Source organism: Actinocorallia aurantiaca (assembly GCF_039533685.1).
GTDB lineage: Bacteria > Actinomycetota > Actinomycetes > Streptosporangiales > Streptosporangiaceae > Actinocorallia > Actinocorallia aurantiaca.
In genome coordinates, this window is record NZ_BAAATZ010000007.1 from 1 (window position 1) to 18,359 (window position 18,359).

Genomic DNA, 18,359 nt, shown 5'->3' on the forward strand with positions numbered 1-18,359 from the left:
GGGTGGGGGTCGGGGTCGGCGTCGGCGTGGGAGTCGGAGTCGGAGTCGGAGTGGGGGTGGGGGTGGGGGTGGGGGTCGGAGTGGGGGTCGGGGCCGCGACCACGTTGAAGGTGGCCAGGACGGTGTTCTGGCCCGCGGGGATGGTGCAGGGCGCGTTGAAGGTGTCCGAGCCCACCTCGAGCTGGATCGGGACGCCGGCGGCGTCACGGACGGTCATCGGGCCGAGCTCCAGGCCGGTGACCGTGATCGTGCCGGGGCCCGCCTCCTGGAAGGTCAGCGAAGGCGAGCTGCCGGTCGCAGGGATCTTCATCTCGCCGCTGGCCGGGACGGGGGTCTGCGCCAGCTCGATCGGGATCCGCGGGTTGAGGTTGGTCCGCGGCGCGGTGATGTTCGCGACGGACGTGCCCGAACCCTCGATGGTCTTGCCGCCGACGAGGATCATGCCCCGGACGGTGTTGGCGTTGATGGTGGAGATCGCCTCGATGGGCAGCTCGCCGGTCGGCTCGCCGATCCCGATCGTCTCGGGGGTCGGGATGCTCATCGTGGCCTTCACGTCCTGCGCGCCCACGATGGGGAAGACGCAGTTGAAGGTCAGGTCGAGGGTCGCGGCGGACGCGGGGGCGGAGCCGAGCACGCCGGCCATGCCGAACGCGAGGCAGCCGACGGCCGCGGCGGCCAGCCCGGTCGTGGTTCTTCTGGGTTTCTTCTGGGTGCTCACTTGCTGCCTTCCGGTTGAGGAAATGCCCTTTGGAGACGTCTGGACAACGCCGTTCGGCAGCGCCTTGCATTTGCGCTGGGCAGGGCACGCGTCGCAGAATTACGACGTTTCAGTGCCGTAAGCTACTCACCGGTTCATCTCACGTCCCCATGTCCGGATGACAAGTTTTTTCGGCCTCCGACTCACATCGCGCAAAAGCCCAGAAAATGATCTACCCGCCCTCACCGGGCGACGAAAAGGCCGAAAATTCCAGATCAGTGCAGGCCACAGGCTTGATCACAGACGCCGAAGGGCCCGACCGGCAGACCCTCTTGTCAATTCCACACAGATCATCAGCCCGAAGAACTCATTTTGATGAGTTTTCGATCTCCGCATGCGCGTGGCATGTGTTCTGCGGCCGGTGAGTACCGGACCGAAGAAAATTGTCAGCCGAGCCTAATACCGCCGGTACATGCCCGGGATAGTTTTACCCTCCCGCCCCCGACAATTATTTGAAGGCATACGGAGGCCACGTGCAGACCAGGAATCAAAACCGCAGAGCCGCCACCGGGCTGGCCGCCGCGGCCGTCGGCTGCCTCGCGTTCGGCATGGCCGGCGTGCTCGGCTCCGCCCCCGCGTCGGCCGCGAGCCTGAGCCTGACCTTCAACTGCGTCTTCCCCATCGTGGGCGCGCAGGACGTGAAGGCCACGATGAGCATCCCCATCCCCGAGACCGTCGAGGTGGGGCAGCCGACCGGCGAACTTCCCATCGAGGCGGTCTCCACCATCAACGCCAGCACGGTCCGGGGCATGAACCTCGTCGGCGGCAAGACCATCGAAGGGGTGGGCACGTCCGTCGCGAACATCACCGCGCCGCGGACGAACCTCGACCCGCGGATCCCGATCGACCTCGAGCAGACTCCCGTCCCCGCCAGCGGCGAGATGCAGATCAAGGCCACCGGCAGCTCGCCTTCGCTGACCTTCCAGGAGGAAGGCGACCTCGTCGTCACGGTCACCGGCCTGGAGCTCGGCCCCATGACCCTGAAGGACGCGACGGGCACCCCGATCCAGCTCGAGACCGGCTCGGACACCTTCAACGCGCCCTGCACCATCCCCGCCGGTCAGGAGACCGTCCTGGCCCGGGGCAAGGTCGTCCCGAAGGGCACCGGCCCCACGCCCACGCCCACGCCGCCCACCCCGACCCCGACCACCCCCACACCGACCCCTACAACGCCGACGCCCCCCACGCCGACGCCTACACCGACACCGACACCGACACCGACCACCCCGACACCGACACCGACGCCCACACCCACACCGACTCCCACGCCGACTCCCACCCCGACGCCGCCCGGTGACACGGTGCCCTACTCCGTCAGCCTCAAGGGCTCCACCTTCATCAAGCGCGCCAACGGCTCCGTGCCCCTGAACGGGAAGATCCAGGCCCGGTTCGACCCCAGGACGAACCGCTACACCGGCCAGCTGTCCCTGAAGTCCGCGACCGGCAGGTTCAAGGTGCTGCGCGTGCTGCCGGTGCGGGCCAGGATCGTCTTCGAGCCGAAGCACGAGACCACCGGCGGGTTCGAGAAGGGCGTGCTCACGGCCAGGGCGAAGACGCACGTCAAGGTGACCTCGATCAAGCTGTACGGCATCCCGTTCGGCGGCGGCGCGAACTGCCGGACGTATTCGCCCGCGGAGATCAATCTCAAGTCCGGCAAGAAGAAGGCCTCCACCCTCACCGGGCGGTATTACCTTCCCCCGCTGCACGAGTGCGGTGCTCTCACCCCCCTGATCAACGCGATGACCGCCGGTTCCGGAAACACCGTCAAGCTCAAGGCCGGGTTCTAGAACCCCTCCCCCGGTCAGGTGACGAAAGCGCGGGCGGCCGCCGGTGATCCGACGACCGCCCGCCGCCCGGACACGGACCGTCCCCTCTCATTCCCGAATCGAAAGGCATCCCATGTCCTCACCGGCCCCTTCCCTGGACGACTGGCGGCGCTGGATCGCCGAGAACCTGCTGCTGGAGGCCCCGCCGAACGCCCTGGCGGCCAAGCTCGTGGAGGAGGGCTTCTCCCCCGAGGAGGCGGTGCGCGAGCTCGAGGCGGCTCTGGTCAACCCCTACCTGGTGGGCGCGGCCCGGATGCGCAACCGGCTGGCCAAACGGGAATGGACGCTGTCGGTGCTCTCCGACCTGGAGCGGATGCGTACGGGTGGCTCGGTCGTGCCCCGGCGGGAACTGCTGTCCCGCGAGGAGTTCTTCGAGGAGTACTACTTCCGGAACCGGCCCGTGGTCATCACCGGCCGGCTCGCCTCATGGCCCGCCCTGAGCAGGTGGGACCTCGAGTACTTCCGCGCCGGGTACGGCGACCGCAAGGTCGAGGTGCAGTTCGGCCGCGAGACCGACCCGGAGTTCGAGATCAACCGGGAGAAGCACGTCAGGACCATGCTGTTCGGCGACTACGTCGACCTCGTGGAGCGGGCCGGGGCGACGAACGACTTCTACATGACGGCCAACAACACCGGCGTGAACCGCGAGGCGCTGGCCGGCCTGTGGGACGACGTCGAGACCGTCACCGAGTACCTCGACCCCGCCTCCCCCGACACCGGGTTCTTCTGGCTCGGCCCGGCCGGCACCAAGACGCCGTTCCACCACGACCTGACCAACAACTTCATGGCCCAGGTGCTCGGCCGCAAGAAGGTCAAGCTCATTCCGATGACCGACACCGCGCACGTCTACAACCATTTCCACTGCTACTCGCAGGTCGACGGGAGCGCGATCGACTACGACCGGCATCCGGCGATGCGCGGGGCCTCGGTGATCGAGTGCACCATCGGCCCCGGAGACCTGCTCTTCATCCCCATCGGCTGGTGGCACTACGTCGAGGGGCTCGAGGTCTCCGTGACGATGAGCTTCATCAATTTCCGCGAGCGCAACGACTTCTCCCGGAGCTACCGCACCTACCACGACCTGTAAGGAGGTTCCTTCATGCCGATGCGCGGTGTCCCCCTGCCCGTGACGCTGTCCTTCCTGCCCGCCTTTCCGGTCGTGCTGGCCCTGGCCGCCTTCCCCGCCGTCCCGGCCTCGGCGGCCGGGCCCGCGATCACCCCGGCGGACGGCTCGACCGTCACCGCCCGGACCGTCGCCATCCGGGTGCAGGCCCCGGCGGGCGGCGGGCGGCTGCTGGTGGACGGGGTGGAGCGCGACTCCGGCCGCGCCCGTGAGCTCACCTACACCCTGGACGGCCGGAAGGAGCCGAACGGGACGCACCGCGTCAGGTTCGACGCGACCCTGGCCTCGGACGAGGACAGCGCCGGCACGTTCAAGCTGGCCGTCCGCCCCGCCGCGCCCACCGGTGTCAGCGCCTCGCTCTCGGGCAGGACCGTCACGGTCACCTGGAACGCCAACCCCGAGCCCGACATCAACGGCTACACCGTGCAGAGCGAGCAGGGCAACGCCTCCACCGGCCCCTGCTCGGGCACCTGCCGGCAGTCCTTCGAGGTCCCCGCCTCGGCCACCGGCGCCCTGGCCGTCGGGGTGGAGGCCAAGCGCACCGGCGCGGTGCTCTCCTCCCCCACCTCCTACAACTTCGTGGACCTCGACCCGCCCGCGGCCGACCCCCCGCCGCAGGACCCGGTCCCACAGCCCGAACCCGCCCCGGACACCTCGTCCCCCGGCCCCGCCGCCGAGCAGCCCGCCCCCGCCCCGAGCGGCTCTCCCGAGCCGAAGCCGTCCGGCACCCAGAGCACCGCGCCCGCCGAGCCCGGTGGCCCCGACGCCCCCGGCACTCCCGGCACCCCCGGCACGACTTCGAGTCCTCCCCCCGACAACGGCACCACGCCTCTGCCCTCGACGGCCCCTTCGCTCCCGGACTGGCTGGGCCCCCAGCTCGACCCGAGCACCCCGCCCACCGGGAACCCCGACCTCGCGCTGCTGCCGTCCCTTCCCGCGGTGGCCGCCTCCCCCGGCGCCTCGCCCGCGTTCGGCCTGCGGTCCGGCCGGGACCCCCTGTTCCAGCCCCTGAACGAGCACGCCGCCAGGGGCACGGCGCTCGCCGGGGTCCTGTTCCTGGCCCTGACGCACCTGGGGCTGTGGTCGCGCCGGCGGCGGCTCGCCGCTCTCGCGCCGCCTTCCCCGCTCTCCGCCCTCGAGCGGATCACCGCCGAGCGCGCCGCCATCGAGACCGCCGTCGAGACCGCCGCGGACGACGCGGGCACCGGGCGCGCCCCGTCCCGCCGGGGCCTCCGCCGCTGGAGGAGGACCGGGTCTCACCTCCAGCCGGGGAGCCACATCCGGGACGACCAGGAGGAGTAGGGGATGAGGTCGGCCGTCAGGACCGGGTAGAGGTACCAGAAGTTCCCGGCGACCGCCCCCAGGTACGCGGCGCCCGCGAGGTACACCAGGGTCCGGCGCGCCGGACGGCCCTCCGCCGCCTCCGCGGCCTTGGCGTACAGCAGCACCAGGGCCAGCGCGGCGAAGGGCAGCAGCGGCAGCGCGTAGGTGGAGAACATGATGCGCCCGCCGGCGGCCTCCGGCAGCCACGGCAGGAACCCCGCCAGGTAGCCCCACAGGACGGCCCCCGCGCGCCAGTCCCACGCCCTGATCGTCAGGACGAACAAGATCGCCAGCGCCGCCGGCGCGGCCCACCAGATCGCCGGGGTCCCCAGGTCGGTCACGCCGGTGACGCACTGGTCCGACGGCGTGCAGCCCGCGCCGCCGCTCTGGTGCGTCTGGAAGTGCATTCCGGCGGGCCGCCCCAGGTAGAGCCACTCCCACGGCCAGGACTGGGAGGGGTGGGTTCCGGTGACTCCCCGGTGGAAGGCGAGGGTCTCGGCGTGGCGGTGCCACAGGGACCGCAGCGGGTCGAGGAACTCCGGCCAGAAGGCGCTGGGGTTCTCCTTCGCCCAGAACCTTTCCGCTCCGGCGATCGTCCTGCCGAACAGCCGTTCCTGCAGTCCCGTCCCGGACACGAACCAGCCCCACCAGCCGGCCAGGTAGGTCGCCAGCGCGACCGCCCCCACCGTCAGGAAGGACGGGAGCAGGTCGAGCAGCACCGTGCCCGTCCAGGGCCGGGACACGCCCGCCGCCTTCCTGGCTCCGCGGTCCCACAGCAGGGCCAGCGCCCAGAAGAACACCAGCGCGTACAGGCCGGTCCACTTGCTGCCGCAGGCCAGGCCGAAGCAGACCGCCGCCGCGATCCGCCACGGCCTCCACAGGAGGGGGCCGAAGACCCCGGGCCCCGGGCCTTCGGCGTGCGCCGCCAGCGCGGCCCGGGTGCGGTCGCGGTCGACGACGAGGCAGCCGAAGCCGGCGACGACGAACAGCGCCAGGAAGATGTCCAGCATCGAGATCCGGGCCGCCACCAGCCAGGAGCCGTCCAGCGCGACGAGCAGTCCCGCCGCGCAGCCCAGCGGGGTCGAGCCGAGCATCCGGCGGGCGGTGCGGGCCACGATGAGCACCAGGAGCACCCCGGCCGCCGCGGCCGCGACCCGCCAGCCGAACGGGTCCATGCCGAAGACCGCGACACCCGCCGCGATCAGCCATTTGCCCACCGGCGGGTGGACGGCGAAGCCCGCAGCCCCGTGATGCAGACCGGCCGCGGGGTTGCCCGCCATGACGAAGCCGTTGGCGGGCTGCCCGCCCGGCTGGTCCCGCCAGCTCAGTTCGACGCCGCTGTGCAGCAGCGCCCAGGCGTCCTTGGCGTAGTAGGTCTCGTCCCACATCAGTTCGTGCGGGTCGCCCAGCCGGACGAACACCACCACGAAGGCGTAGGCCGCGACGATCAGCGGCCCGATCCAGCCCCAGTCGGGCGGGCCGAACCGGAAGCGCGTGCCCTTCCCCTCCCGGGGGGCCGTGCGGTCGTCCGTCGTCGCGGTCGCCACGGTTCATCACCTCTCGGGCTGCTCGATGCGCCCGAAGCGTAGGGGAGGTTCCCGGGCGGGAGACCGCCCTTCGACACGAAGTGCGGCACCGAAGATGTGGGGGGAACTCCTTCCCTCCGCTGAACGGGCCTTAAAGTGTCCGGCATGCGGGAGGCCACTCGGATCAGGGGGTTCTGGCAGGAGCTGGGGCTCCCCGGGATCATCGACGTTCACACCCATTTCATGCCGAAGCAGGTCATGGACAAGGTGTGGGCCTACTTCGACACGGCGGGGCCGCTGACGGGGCGGGAATGGCCGATCTCCTACCGGACCGGCGAGGAGGAGCGGCTGGCCGTCCTCCGGGAGTTCGGGGTGCTGGCGTTCACCTCGATGATCTACCCGCACAAGCCCGACATGGCGGCCTGGTTGAACGGGTGGGCGGCGGACTTCGCCGAGCGGAACCCCGACTGCCTGCGGACGGCGACGTTCTTCCCCGAGCCCGGAGCCGGCCGGTACGTCGCCGAGGCCGTCGAAACGGGCGCGAAGGTGTTCAAGGCCCACCTGCAAGTGGGGGCCTACGACCCCCGGGACGCGCTCCTCGACGACGTCTGGGGTGTGCTGGCCGAGGCGGGGATCCCGGTGGTCACGCACTGCGGTTCGGGACCGCAGCCCGGGGCCTTCACCGGGCCCGGCCCCATCGGCGAGGTGCTGCGCAGGCACCCCCGGCTGCGGCTCGTCGTCGCGCACATGGGGGTGCCGGAGTACCGGGAGTTCCTCGACCTCGCCGACCGCCACGACGGGCTGATGCTGGACACCACGATGAACTTCACCCGCTTCTCCGAGGAGGACGCGCCCTTCCCCCGCGAGGAGCTCCCCCGGCTGCTCGACCTGGGGGAACGCATCGTCTTCGGGTCGGACTTCCCGAACATCCCCTACCCCTACGCGGAGGCCCTGGAGGCGCTGGCGTCGCTGGGTCTGGGGGACGGGTGGCTGCGGGCCGTCTGCCATGACAATGCGGCCCGGATCTTCCACCCGCAAGGGTGACAAATGCAACGGAACCGAGATTTCATTCTTCCTTCACCTGGGCGTATCCCCCGCTTAGGATCGCGCTCAAGCGGTCAGCAGCAGGTCCTCCCTGCCCCACCCCTCGTCTCGCCGCATCCCACCGCTGTGCCGTGCCCGAGACGAGAGGGTTTCCCCCTGTGCCCATGCTGAGCGTCGTCGTTCCCTTTCACAACGTGGCCGAATACCTGGACGCCTGCCTGTCCTCCCTAGCCGCCCAGACCGCGACGGATCTGGAAGTGATCATGGTCGACGACGGCTCCGACGACGGCGGGGAGCGGATCGCCGAGGCATGGACGGCACGGGACGAGCGGTTCGTCCTGCTCCGGCGAGAACACGGCGGGCCCGGCGCGGCCCGCAACGCCGGGGTCGCCCGCGCCAGGGGCGCCTTCCTCGCCTTCGCCGACGGCGACGACGTCGTCCCGCCCGACGCCTACGACCTCATGCTCCGGACCCTGGAGCGCACCGGCTCCGACGTCGTCTCCGGCGGGGTCCAGCGGATGGGCTCCTACGGCGTCAAGCCCTCCCCCCTGCACGCCCGCGCGATCGTCGCCGAACGCCTCGGCACCCACATCAGCCGCACGCCGAGCCTGCTCTACGACGTGACGATGTGGAACAAGGTGATCCGCCGCGAGCTGTGGGACGAACACGAACTGAGCTTCCCCGAAGGCGTCCTGTACGAGGACATCCAGCTGGCCGTCCGGCTGCACTGCCTCGCCCGCAGGGTCGACGTCATCACCGAGCCGATCTACCTGTGGCGGGAGCGATCCGGCGGCAACCCGTCCATCACCCAGCGGCGGGACATGCCGGAGAACCTGCGCGACCGGGTCTCCGCGCTGCTGAACATCGACTCCTTCCTCAAGGAGCACGCACCCCGCAGGCTGCGCCGCGCCCACCACCACAAGGCGCTCAGCAACGACCTCCCCCTGTACTTCAAAGAGCTGCACCGCGTCGGCGACGACTACCGCGAACTGTTCCTGGACCGGGTCAACGCCTACCTGGAGAGGGTCCCCGAACGCGCCTACCGCGAGCTTCCCTCGGCCCGGAAGCTCCGGTTCCACCTCACCCGCACCCGCCGCATGGACGCGCTGCTGGACCTCCTGGCCTGGGAGCGCGCCCTCAAACCCGGCGCGCTGCCGGTCGTGCGGGAGAACCTGCGCCTGTACGCCGACCTGCCTTTCCGCGACGACCCGTCCATCCCGTCCCGGGTGTTCCGGCTCACCCCGTCCGAGACCCGGCCCGTCACCCGCGTGGACGAGGTCGCCTGGCAGGACGGGCGGCTGCGGCTCGCCGGACGCGCCTACGTGCCCTACCGGAACCTGGACGACCGCCGCCGCACCTCCAAGTTCCTCATCCTGCGCGCCGCGGGAAGGCTGCCGAAGCTGATCCGGATGCGCAGCGAACTGCACCCCGACGCCACCGCCAGCTCCGGCCAGGACCGCTACATCTACGACTGGTCGGGATTCTCCTGCTCGATCGACCCCCGGCGGCTGAAGGGCGAATGGCGCTGCCACGTGGTGGTGCGCGGCCACGGCCTGGTGCGCTCCGCGCCGCTGACCGTGCCGGTGCGCGGCCGCCCGCAGCGGCCCCCGTACGCCGAGCTCGGCCACGACACCCGCATGGTGACCCGCTGGTCGGGCGACCAGCTGTGCGTCTCGGTCCTGCCGCTGCGGGTCATCGCCACCGGTTTCCGCCGGGAAGGCGACGAGCTGGAGCTCACCACCCGGCTCGCCGAACCCGCCGGACACGCCGAACTGATCGTCAAGCGGGGCGCGACCTCCCACACGCTGCCCGCCGAGGTGTCCGGCCGGAGCTGCTCGGCGCGGATCCCGCTGGACCTGCTCATCGACACCGACAGCGCCGAAGACTACGTCTCGTGGGAGACCTGCCTGCGGTTGGACGGCGGGGAGCCGATCCGCGTCGCGGCGACCGACCGGCTCCCCGAGCGGCGCTACCCCTACCGGGCCCGGGAGGTCGCGGTCCTGCACACCCGCGACGGCAACCTGTCGATCGCCGAGCGGACCTTCCGGCCCGTCATCGAGACCGAGGAATGGACCCGGGACGGCGCCCTCGTCCTGCGCGGCACCTACCTGGGCCCCGGCGAGCTGGTGACGGTGCTGCGCCGCCGCGGCACCGGCGACCTGCACACCTTCCCCTTCAGCCAGGACGGCGACCGGTTCGAGGTGCGGCTGGCGCCGCGCGAGGCCGAGGCGTTCGGGCGCAGGGCGCCGCTGCTGGACGGCACCTGGGACATCACCGTCCGGGAGGCCGCCCCGCACGAGGACCGGCTGATCTACACCAAGTTCGACCACGCCCACCTGCCGAGCCTGGCCGAGAAACCCGTCTTCTTCGACGGCAAGCGGCTGCGGTTCCTGTGCTCGCAGTTCGACACCCCCGTCATCGAGGTCGCCGCGGACTCCCGCCCGGACGAGCGCGGCGCCTACGCCCAGCGCGTCCTGCAGGAGCGGTTCTACCCGCTGCACCGGAGCCTGCGGATGCGCGACCAGCTGGTCTTCGTCAGCTGGAAGGGCAAGCAGTGCTCCGACAACCCCCGGGCGATCGCCGACGAACTGCGCCGCCGCGGCGACGACCGCGAGCACATCTGGGTCGTCCGGGACACCGCGCTCGCCGCCCCCGAGGGCGCGACCGTCGTCCGGCAGTGGAGCCGGGACTACTACAAGGCGCTGGCGCGCTCGAAGTACGTCGTCGCCAACGACGACATGCCGGCCTCCTACGTCAAGCGCGAGGGGCAGACCTACCTGCAGACCTGGCACGGCACCCCGCTGAAGAAGATCGGCTTCGACATCGGCCAGGTGAAGTTCGCCAGCGGCAGCGGCTACCTGGACCACCTGGAGCGCGACGTCGCCAAGTGGGACCTGATGCTCTCGCCCAACCCGTTCAGCACTCCCGTCCTGCGCGACGCCTTCCGCTTCGAGGGCGAGATCCTCGAGACCGGCTACCCGCGCAACGACCTGCTGCACTCCCCCGACGCGCCCGAGCACGCGGCGCGCGTCCGGGCCCGGCTGGGCATCCCCGAGGGCAAGCGGGTCGTCCTGTACGCGCCGACCTGGCGCGACGACCAGTTCTACGCCGGCGGCCGGTACCGGTTCGACCAGCGGCTGGACCTGCTGCGGGCCCGCAAGGAGCTGGGCCACGACCACGTGTTCCTCGTCCGCGGCCACCACCTCATCGCCGACGACCTGTACGACCCGTCCTACGGCGACTTCGTCAGGAACGTCACGGCCTACCCGGACATCACCGACCTGTACCTGGTCTCCGACGTCCTCATCACCGACTACTCCTCGGCGATGTTCGACTTCGCGGGCACGGGGCGCCCGATGCTCTTCTTCACCTACGACCTGGAGACCTACCGCGACCAGCTGCGCGGGTTCTACTTCGACTTCGCCGAACGCGCCCCCGGGCCGCTGCTGCCCACCTCCGACGAGGTGCTGGAGGCCCTGCAGGACCTCGGCCCGGTGACGTCGGAGTACGCCCCCGCCTACCGGCGGTTCGTCACCGAGTTCCATCCCCGGACCGACGGGCTCTCCTCGGCGAGGGCGGCCGACCTCCTCTGCTGAACCAGGCGGACCACCCTCAGGACCAGGAGGGCGCTGCGCAGAACCAGGAGGACGAACACGCGCCGCACCGTGCGCGGCCACCGCGCACGCCGCGCCATGCGCGACCACCGGACGTCGCGCACTGTGAGCGGCCACTGCACGCGCCGCACCGTGCGCGGCCACCGAAGGGGCGTCCGCTCCGGCTTGGGCCGGGACGGGCGCGCCGCCGTGCGGCGGGCCCAGACCGCGAGCTGGAACGGGATCGTCGTCAGGTAGGAGCAGACGAGGACGATCGGCATGGAGGACCCGTACCCGCCGCCGCGGTTCCCCAGCTCCTCGGCGACCAGCAGCAGGTAGAGCAGCCCGAAGCCCCACCCCGGCCAGCACCACCCCCAGTCCGCCGCGCAGTGCAGCAGGACGATGGCCGCCGCCACCAGGAAGCAGCCCGACAGCACCAGGGCCGCCGCCCACGCGAGGAACCCCGCCCCCTCGGCCCGCATCACGTCGCCCAGCGCGCTGAAGCACAGCACGACGTCCAGCACCGCGGCCGCCAGCCCGCCCGTCGCGATCACACCCGCCCAGACCCGGTGCATCACTCCCCTCTCCGGAAGTGATCGTGTCGGGGGGCGTGCCCGGTGACCAGGGACGACGCCGAAGGTTTAACGCCTCTTGGGGATGATCAGAGCCTTCAGCCCAGAAAGACGATGAACTCCTCCAGCGAGATCAGCCCGTCGTCGTCGGTGTCGGCCTTGGAGAAGATCAGCTCCATCTCCTCCGGCGTGATCGGCGTGCCGTTGCGCTCGTACAGCCGCGCCAGCTCCGCCGGCGAGATCAGCCCGTCCCCGTTGGTGTCCACCACCGGGAACGACTCCCTGGCCTGCTCTTCGCTCATTCCCATCCGAGCTCCCCTTTTCCTGACTTCCCGGACGCCTCCGAGGTCGCCCGTCCGCAGCAAACCTAGCGCGCCGCGCTCCTGACGAGGGCCTCCTCACCGTCGTCGGCGGGATGAACCGTGAGGGCGGTGAACGGCGCGCCTTTATGGCAAAGAAGGCCCATAAGCAAGGACTTACCTGAGGGGACGGCCGCGGGTTAGGTTGGGGCCCCCGTCGGAAGGATTCCAACGATGCCGTCCTTCAACCTGGCCGACCTCTTCGAACTCGTCGCCGACGCCGTCCCCGACCGGCTCGCGCTGGTCGCGGGGGACGTCCGCCTCACCTTCGCCGAACTGGACGCCCGCGCCGACCGGGTCGCGGCGGTCCTGGCCGAGGCCGGGGTCGGGCCCGGAGACCGGGTGTCGATCCTGTCGCCCAACCGGGCCGAATGGCTGGAGACGCAGCTCGCGGCCTTCAAGCTGCGGGCGGCCGCGGTGAACGTGAACTACCGCTACACCGCGGGAGAACTGGTCCACGTGATCGGCGATTCGGGCAGCGCCGCCCTTGTCGGCGAACGCTCCCTGCTCGCCAGGCTCCAACCCGTCCGCGACCGACTGCCGGAGCTGCGGCGCGTCCTGGTGCTCGAGGACGGCGACGACACCCCGATCCCCGACTCGACCGACTACGAGGAGGCCCTCGCCGCCGCCTCCCCCGCCCGTGTCCCGGTCGAGCGCTCCGGCGACGACCTCTTCCTGCTCTACACCGGGGGCACCACCGGGCTGCCCAAGGGCGTCATGTGGCGCAGCGAGGACATCTTCTTCCAGGCCATGGGCGGCGGCAACATGGTCGGCGACCCGATCGAGCGCCCCGAGCAGGCGGCGGAGAACGCCAAGGCGGGCGGGCTCACCATCATGTGCAACGCGCCGCTCATGCACGCCGCCGGCATCTGGGTGTCGTGGGCCGCGCTGCTCTCCGGGTCGAAGCTGGTGCTGTGGTCGGGGCCGAGCTTCTCGGCGGACGGGATCCTGGAGGTCGCCTCGCGGGAGGGCGCCCAGGTGATGACCGTGATCGCCGACGTGATGGCCCGGCCGATCGTCGAGCTGCTGGAGGCCCGGCCGGACGCCTACGACCTGTCCGCCCTGCTGGTCGTGGCGACCGGCGGCTCGGTCACCACCCCCGGCGTGAAGGACCGGCTGCGCCGGGCGATCCCCTCGCTGATGATGATCCTCGACCCGATCGGCGGCTCGGAGACCGGCACCGCCGCGCGCTCCGTCGACCCGGGCCCCGACGGCGTGCCGCGCTTCGCGCCCCAGCCGGACGCGGCGGTCCTGGACGACAAGCTGCGCCGGATCGAACCGGGCTCGGACGAGATCGGGGTGTTCGCCCGGTCCGGGCGCATCCCGATCGGGTACTGGAACGACCCGGCCAAGACCGCCGCGACGTTCGTGACCGACGCGGACGGCGTCCGCTGGGCGCTGCAGGGCGACATGATGCGGGTCGACGCCGAGGGGAACATGGTCCTGCTCGGCCGGGGGTCGACCGTGGTGAACACCGGCGGGGAGAAGGTCTACGCCGAGGAGGTCGAGACGGCCCTGAAGTCCCATCCGGCCGTCTACGACGCGCTGGTCGTCGGGGTGCCCGACGAGCTGCTGGGCCAGCGGGTGACCGCGGTGGTCTCGCTCTCCGCGGAGGCGGGCGAGGAGGAGCTGCGCGAGCACTGCCGGGGAGTTCTCGCCGGGTACAAGGTCCCCAAGCGGATCCACGTGGTGGACGAGGTCCACCGCACCGCCTCGGGCAAGGCCGACTACCGCTGGGCGAAGGAGGCCGCGGCCGAACGCGGCTGACCTCGGGCCACGCGATCGAATGATCTTGCGTGGCGCGCAGATTTTCTCCGAATAAAAAATTGCGTGCCACGCAGCGAGCGCGTACGGTCGTCCGCGTGAACCTCAGGGAGCGCAAGAAGGAGGCGACACGGCGGGCACTGAGCCTCGCCGCGGTCGAACTCGCCCTGGAGCACGGACCGGAGAACGTCCGGGTGGAGGACATCGCCGCGGCGGCCGGCGTCTCCCCCCGGACGTACAACAACTACTTCTCCAGCCGCGAGGCGGCGATCTGCGCCGTTCCGATCGCCCGTCTCCAGCTGCTCGGAGAGCGGCTGCGCGCACGGCCGGCCGGGGAACCGCTGGCCGAGGCCTGCGTCCAGGCCGTGCTGGAACACCACCTGGACCGGGACGCGCCCGACCAGAGGATCATGAAGATGGTCTTCTGCAATCCGGCGCTGCACGGCGAGTTCCAGCAGAGCTTCAAGGCGTCGGCCCAACCGGTCGTCGACGCCATCGCCGAACGGTGCGGGGCCGACCCCGAACGCGACCTGTTCCCCGCGCTGCTGGCGGCCACCCTCGGCACCGCCGTGCGGATCGCCACCCAGCACTGGCTCGAGCACGACACCGGACGTCCGTTCCCGGACGTGCTGCGGGAGGCGCTGCTGCACGTCGCGCCCCTCGCGGCCGCCCACGACCGCCACCGACCCCCTTCCGACGACCGGACGGCCTCACCCGCTGAGCCCGGCCGGTCCGACCACCCCTAGCGAGTTCCCTTGCTGATCAGACTCGTCCGCGAGTTCCTGCGGCCCTACCGCCGGGACCTGACCCTGCTGGTGGCGCTGCAGTTCCTCGCCACCCTCGCGATGCTCTACCTGCCGGCCCTGAACGCCGACATCATCGACGACGGCGTGGTCACCGGCGACACCGGCACCATCCTGCGGCTCGGCGGCGTCATGCTCGCGGTGTCCGTGGGCCAGGTCCTGTGCTCCGTCGGCGCCATCTACTTCGCCGCCCGGACGGCCGGCGCGCTCGGCCGGGACGTGCGTTCGTCCCTGTTCGACCGGGTCCAGCGCTTCTCCGCCCGCGAGGTCGGCCAGTTCGGCACCCCGTCGCTCATCACCCGCACCACCAACGACGTGCAGCAGGTGCAGATGCTCACCCTGATGGCGATGACCATCGCGGTGGCCGCGCCGATCATGGGAGTCGGCAGCATCATCATGGCGCTGCGCGAGGACGTCCCGCTGTCGGGTCTGCTGCTGGTGGTGCTGCCGCTGCTGTCGATCGCCGTCGCCTACGCGCTGTCCAAGATGCACCCGCTGTTCCGCACCATCCAGGAGCGGCTCGACCAGCTCAACCAGATCCTGCGCGAGCAGATCACCGGCGTCCGGGTGGTCCGCGCCTTCGTCCGCGAGGAGCGGGAGACCGAGCGGTTCGACCGGGCCAACACCGAGCTGATGGACGTCTCCCGGCGCGCCGGGAACTTCATGAGCCTGATCTTCCCGCTGGTGCTCGGGGTCGTGAACATCGCCAGCGTGGCCGTCCTGTGGTTCGGCGGGCACCGGATCGCGAGCGGCGGCATGGAGATCGGCGCGCTCACCGCCTACCTCAGCTACCTCATGCAGACGCTGATGTCGGTGATGATGGCGACGTTCATGTTCATGCAGGCGCCCCGCGCCTCGGTCTGCGCCGAACGCATCCAGGAGGTGCTGGACACCGAGTCCAGCGTCGTCCCGCCCGCCGCGCCCGTCACCGAGACCACCGGGCACGGCACCCTGGAGCTGCGGAACGCGGAGTTCCGCTACCCGGGCGCCGAGGAGCCGGTGCTGCGGGACGTCTCCTTCACCGCCCGGCCCGGCGAGACCACGGCGATCATCGGGTCCACCGGCAGCGGCAAGACCACCCTGGTCGGCCTCATCCCCCGGCTGTTCGACGTGACCGGCGGCAGCGTCCTGGTCAACGGCGTGGACGTGCGGGAGCTGGACCCGGCGAAGCTGTCGGACCTCATCGGGCTGGTCCCGCAGCGGCCCTACCTGTTCTCCGGGACCATCGCCTCCAACCTGCGCTACGGCCGGACCGACGCCACCGACGAGGAGCTGTGGCGGGCGCTGGAGATCGCCCAGGCGAAGGACTTCGTGGAGCGCATGCCCGAGGGCCTGGACACCCCGGTCTCGCAGGGCGGCACCACCGTCTCCGGCGGCCAGCGCCAGCGCCTGTCCATCGCGCGGGCCCTGGTGCACCGGCCGGAGATCTACCTCTTCGACGACTCCTTCTCCGCGCTCGACTACGCCACCGACGCGCGGCTGCGCGCCGCGCTCGCCGAGCAGACCGCCGACGCCACCGTCCTCATCGTCGCCCAGCGGGTCAGCACCATCCGCCACGCCGACCGGATCGTGGTCCTCGACCACGGCCGCGTCGTGGGGACGGGCACCCACGAGGAGCTGATGGCCGGCAACGAGACCTACCGGGAGATCGTCCTCTCCCAGCTCACCGAACAGGAGGCGGCATGACCACGCCGAACCGCGAAGCGCCCAAGGGGCCGGCCGCGGGCGGTCCGCCCCGCACCGGGCCCGGGGCCTGGATGGCCGGGCCCTCCCTGGAGAAGCCCTCGAACTTCACCGAGTCGGGCAAGCGGCTGCTGCGCAGCCTGCGGCCGGAACGCGCGCTGATCGTCATCGGGCTGCTGCTGACGACGGTGAGCGTCGCGCTCACCGTGGCCGGGCCGAAGATCCTCGGCAACGCCACCGACCTCATCTTCAACGGGGCGATCTCCTCGAAGCTGCCCGAGGGCGCCGACAAGGAGCAGGTCGTCGAGGGGCTGCGCGAGCGGGGCGACGGCGACTTCGCCGACATGGTCTCCTCGATGGACGTCGTCCCCGGCGAGGGCATCGACTTCGGCGCGGTCGGCCGGGTGCTGCTCATCGCCCTCGCCATCTACCTCGCGGCCAGCCTCCTGGCGGTGTTCCAGGGGCGGGTGACCACCAAGGTCGTCCAGCGGGCGATGTACCGGCTGCGCGCGCAGGTGCAGGCCAAGCTCTCCCGGCTGCCGCTGAGCTACTTCGACAGGCAGCAGCGCGGCGAGGTGCTCAGCCGGGTCACCAACGACATCGACAACCTGTCGCAGAGCATGCAGCAGACCCTGAGCATGGCGGCGAACTCCCTGCTCACCATCGTCGGCGTGCTGGCGATGATGTTGTGGATCTCGCCGCTGCTGGCGCTGGTCGCCCTGGTCACGGTGCCGCTGTCGATGATCGTCGCGGCGAAGATCGGCGGGCGGTCCAAGCCGCAGTTCATCCAGCAGTGGGCGAGCACCGGCAAGCTCAACGCGCACATCGAGGAGATGTACACCGGGCACACGCTGGTGTCGGTCTTCGGCCGCAGGGACGAGGCCGCCGAGACGTTCACCGAGCAGAACGACAAGCTGTACCAGGCCTCGTTCAAGGCCCAGTTCATCTCCGGGCTGATCCAGCCCGCGATGATGTTCATCGGCAACGTCAACTACGTGCTGGTCGCGGTGATCGGCGGGCTGCGGGTCGCCAACGGCTCCCTGTCGCTCGGCGACGTGCAGGCGTTCATCCAGTACTCGCGGCAGTTCACCCAGCCGCTCAGCCAGCTGGCGAGCATGGCCAACCTGGTGCAGTCCGGCGTAGCCTCGGCCGAGCGGGTCTTCGGCCTGCTGGACGCCGAGGAGCAGCGTCCGGACCTCGAAGAGCCGGCGACGCTGGAGCACGTCGAGGGCCGGGTCGCCTTCGAGCGCGTGAACTTCTCCTACAAGGAGGACGAGCCGCTCATCGAGGACCTGTCCCTGACCGTCGAGCCGGGTCAGACCGTCGCGATCGTCGGCCCCACCGGCGCGGGCAAGACCACGCTGGTGAACCTGCTGATGCGCTTCTACGAGCTGAACGGCGGCCGCATCACGCTGGACGGCGTGGACATCGCCCGGATGAGCCGCGCGGACCTGCGCTCCCGCACCGGCATGGTCCTCCAGGACGCGTGGCTGTTCGGCGGCACCATCGCCGACAACATCGCCTACGGCAACGCCGGCGCCACCCGCGAGCGGGTGCTCGAGGCGGCCAAGGCCACCCAGGTCGACCCGTTCGTGCGCACCCTCCCCGACGGGTACGACACCGTCCTGGACGAGGAGGGCGGCACCGTCAGCGCGGGCGAGAAGCAGCTCATCACCATCGCCCGCGCGTTCCTGGCCGAACCGGCGATCCTCATCCTGGACGAGGCGACCAGCTCGGTCGACACCCGCACCGAGGTCCTCATCCAGCGGGCGATGCGCAGCCTCCGCCAGGGCCGCACCAGCTTCGTCATCGCCCACCGCCTGTCCACCATCCGCGACGCCGACCTCATCCTCGTCATGGAGGGCGGCTCCATCGTCGAGCAGGGCACCCACGACGAACTGATCGAGGCGAACGGCGCCTACCAGCGCCTGTACGCCGCCCAGTTCGCCGAGGCCGTCACCACCTGACCCGCCGCGACGAGCGGAA

The 18,359-nt window shown here is 71.0% G+C and carries 13 protein-coding genes; 9 read left to right on the forward strand and 4 right to left on the reverse strand.

Features of this window, described 5'->3' with window-relative positions; genetic code table 11:
• Positions 1-718: DUF6801 domain-containing protein (locus ABD327_RS10615; protein WP_344450121.1), on the reverse strand; the 718-nt coding region annotated here is incomplete at its 3' end.
• 512 nt (positions 719-1,230) lie between these two features.
• On the opposite strand from ABD327_RS10615, the gene ABD327_RS10620 reads away from it, so the two are divergent.
• The 3 genes from ABD327_RS10620 to ABD327_RS10630 all read left to right on the forward strand — a co-directional run bounded on the left by ABD327_RS10620 (position 1,231) and on the right by ABD327_RS10630 (position 5,008).
• On the forward strand, positions 1,231-2,544 hold the full coding sequence (locus ABD327_RS10620) for a DUF6801 domain-containing protein (RefSeq protein ID WP_344450122.1): 1,314 nt from the start codon (positions 1,231-1,233) through the stop codon (positions 2,542-2,544).
• Between the two features lie 112 nt (positions 2,545-2,656).
• The gene (locus ABD327_RS10625) at positions 2,657-3,670 is read left to right on the forward strand and encodes a cupin-like domain-containing protein (RefSeq protein WP_344450123.1); all 1,014 of its coding nucleotides are present in this window, start codon (positions 2,657-2,659) and stop codon (positions 3,668-3,670) included.
• A 12-nt stretch (positions 3,671-3,682) separates the two neighbouring features.
• Entirely contained in the window at positions 3,683-5,008 is a 1,326-nt protein-coding gene (locus ABD327_RS10630; RefSeq protein WP_344450124.1) for a hypothetical protein, read from the forward strand.
• Here the strand turns inward: ABD327_RS10630 and ABD327_RS10635 are convergent.
• The gene (locus ABD327_RS10635; RefSeq protein WP_344450125.1) at positions 4,963-6,576 is read right to left on the reverse strand and encodes a dolichyl-phosphate-mannose--protein mannosyltransferase; all 1,614 of its coding nucleotides are present in this window, start codon (positions 6,574-6,576) and stop codon (positions 4,963-4,965) included. The genes ABD327_RS10630 and ABD327_RS10635 overlap by 46 nt on opposite strands.
• 144 nt (positions 6,577-6,720) lie before the next feature.
• Between ABD327_RS10635 and ABD327_RS10640 the strand changes: the two genes are divergently transcribed.
• Together ABD327_RS10640 and ABD327_RS10645 are read left to right on the forward strand one after the other, a co-directional pair.
• On the forward strand, positions 6,721-7,599 hold the full coding sequence (locus ABD327_RS10640; protein WP_344450126.1) for an amidohydrolase family protein: 879 nt from the start codon (positions 6,721-6,723) through the stop codon (positions 7,597-7,599).
• 164 nt (positions 7,600-7,763) lie between these two features.
• Complete coding sequence (locus tag ABD327_RS10645; RefSeq protein WP_344450414.1) at positions 7,764-11,195, forward strand: bifunctional glycosyltransferase/CDP-glycerol:glycerophosphate glycerophosphotransferase; 3,432 nt, start codon at positions 7,764-7,766, stop codon at positions 11,193-11,195.
• Here ABD327_RS10645 and ABD327_RS10650 read toward each other — a convergent pair.
• Positions 11,117-11,767 (reverse strand): hypothetical protein, encoded by a 651-nt coding sequence (locus tag ABD327_RS10650; protein ID WP_344450127.1) that lies wholly within the window; start codon positions 11,765-11,767, stop codon positions 11,117-11,119. The two genes, ABD327_RS10645 and ABD327_RS10650, sit on opposite strands and share 79 nt — an antisense overlap.
• A 95-nt stretch (positions 11,768-11,862) precedes the next feature.
• Positions 11,863-12,072: an EF-hand domain-containing protein gene (locus ABD327_RS10655; protein WP_344450128.1), complete on the reverse strand. Its 210-nt coding sequence runs from the start codon at positions 12,070-12,072 to the stop codon at positions 11,863-11,865.
• A 225-nt stretch (positions 12,073-12,297) separates the two neighbouring features.
• On the opposite strand from ABD327_RS10655, the gene ABD327_RS10660 reads away from it, so the two are divergent.
• From ABD327_RS10660 to ABD327_RS10675, 4 genes are all read left to right on the forward strand, one after another.
• Entirely contained in the window at positions 12,298-13,890 is a 1,593-nt protein-coding gene (locus ABD327_RS10660; RefSeq protein WP_344450129.1) for an acyl-CoA synthetase, read from the forward strand.
• A gap of 95 nt (positions 13,891-13,985) precedes the next feature.
• A complete protein-coding gene (locus tag ABD327_RS10665; protein ID WP_344450130.1) occupies positions 13,986-14,633 on the forward strand; it encodes a TetR/AcrR family transcriptional regulator in 648 nt (215 codons plus the stop codon).
• Positions 14,634-14,642: 9 nt separating this feature from the next.
• Positions 14,643-16,376 (forward strand): ABC transporter ATP-binding protein, encoded by a 1,734-nt coding sequence (locus ABD327_RS10670; RefSeq protein WP_344450131.1) that lies wholly within the window; start codon positions 14,643-14,645, stop codon positions 16,374-16,376.
• Positions 16,373-18,340: an ABC transporter ATP-binding protein gene (locus tag ABD327_RS10675; RefSeq protein WP_344450132.1), complete on the forward strand. Its 1,968-nt coding sequence runs from the start codon at positions 16,373-16,375 to the stop codon at positions 18,338-18,340. The genes ABD327_RS10670 and ABD327_RS10675 overlap by 4 nt, the downstream gene beginning before the upstream one ends.
• Positions 18,341-18,359 lie beyond the last annotated feature (19 nt).

What these genes read in the sequence shown, in the direction of transcription:
- ABD327_RS10650 (WP_344450127.1), bottom strand. Translation starts at nt 11,767, where the DNA reads ATGCACCGGGTCTGGGCGGGTGTGATCGCGACGGGCGGGCTGGCGGCC.
- ABD327_RS10655 (WP_344450128.1), bottom strand. Translation starts at nt 12,072, where the DNA reads ATGGGAATGAGCGAAGAGCAGGCCAGGGAGTCGTTCCCGGTGGTGGAC.
- ABD327_RS10660 (WP_344450129.1), top strand. Translation starts at nt 12,298, where the DNA reads ATGCCGTCCTTCAACCTGGCCGACCTCTTCGAACTCGTCGCCGACGCC.
- ABD327_RS10640 (WP_344450126.1), top strand. Translation starts at nt 6,721, where the DNA reads ATGCGGGAGGCCACTCGGATCAGGGGGTTCTGGCAGGAGCTGGGGCTC.
- ABD327_RS10630 (WP_344450124.1), top strand. Translation starts at nt 3,683, where the DNA reads ATGCCGATGCGCGGTGTCCCCCTGCCCGTGACGCTGTCCTTCCTGCCC.
- ABD327_RS10675 (WP_344450132.1), top strand. Translation starts at nt 16,373, where the DNA reads ATGACCACGCCGAACCGCGAAGCGCCCAAGGGGCCGGCCGCGGGCGGT.
- ABD327_RS10645 (WP_344450414.1), top strand. Translation starts at nt 7,764, where the DNA reads ATGCTGAGCGTCGTCGTTCCCTTTCACAACGTGGCCGAATACCTGGAC.
- ABD327_RS10625 (WP_344450123.1), top strand. Translation starts at nt 2,657, where the DNA reads ATGTCCTCACCGGCCCCTTCCCTGGACGACTGGCGGCGCTGGATCGCC.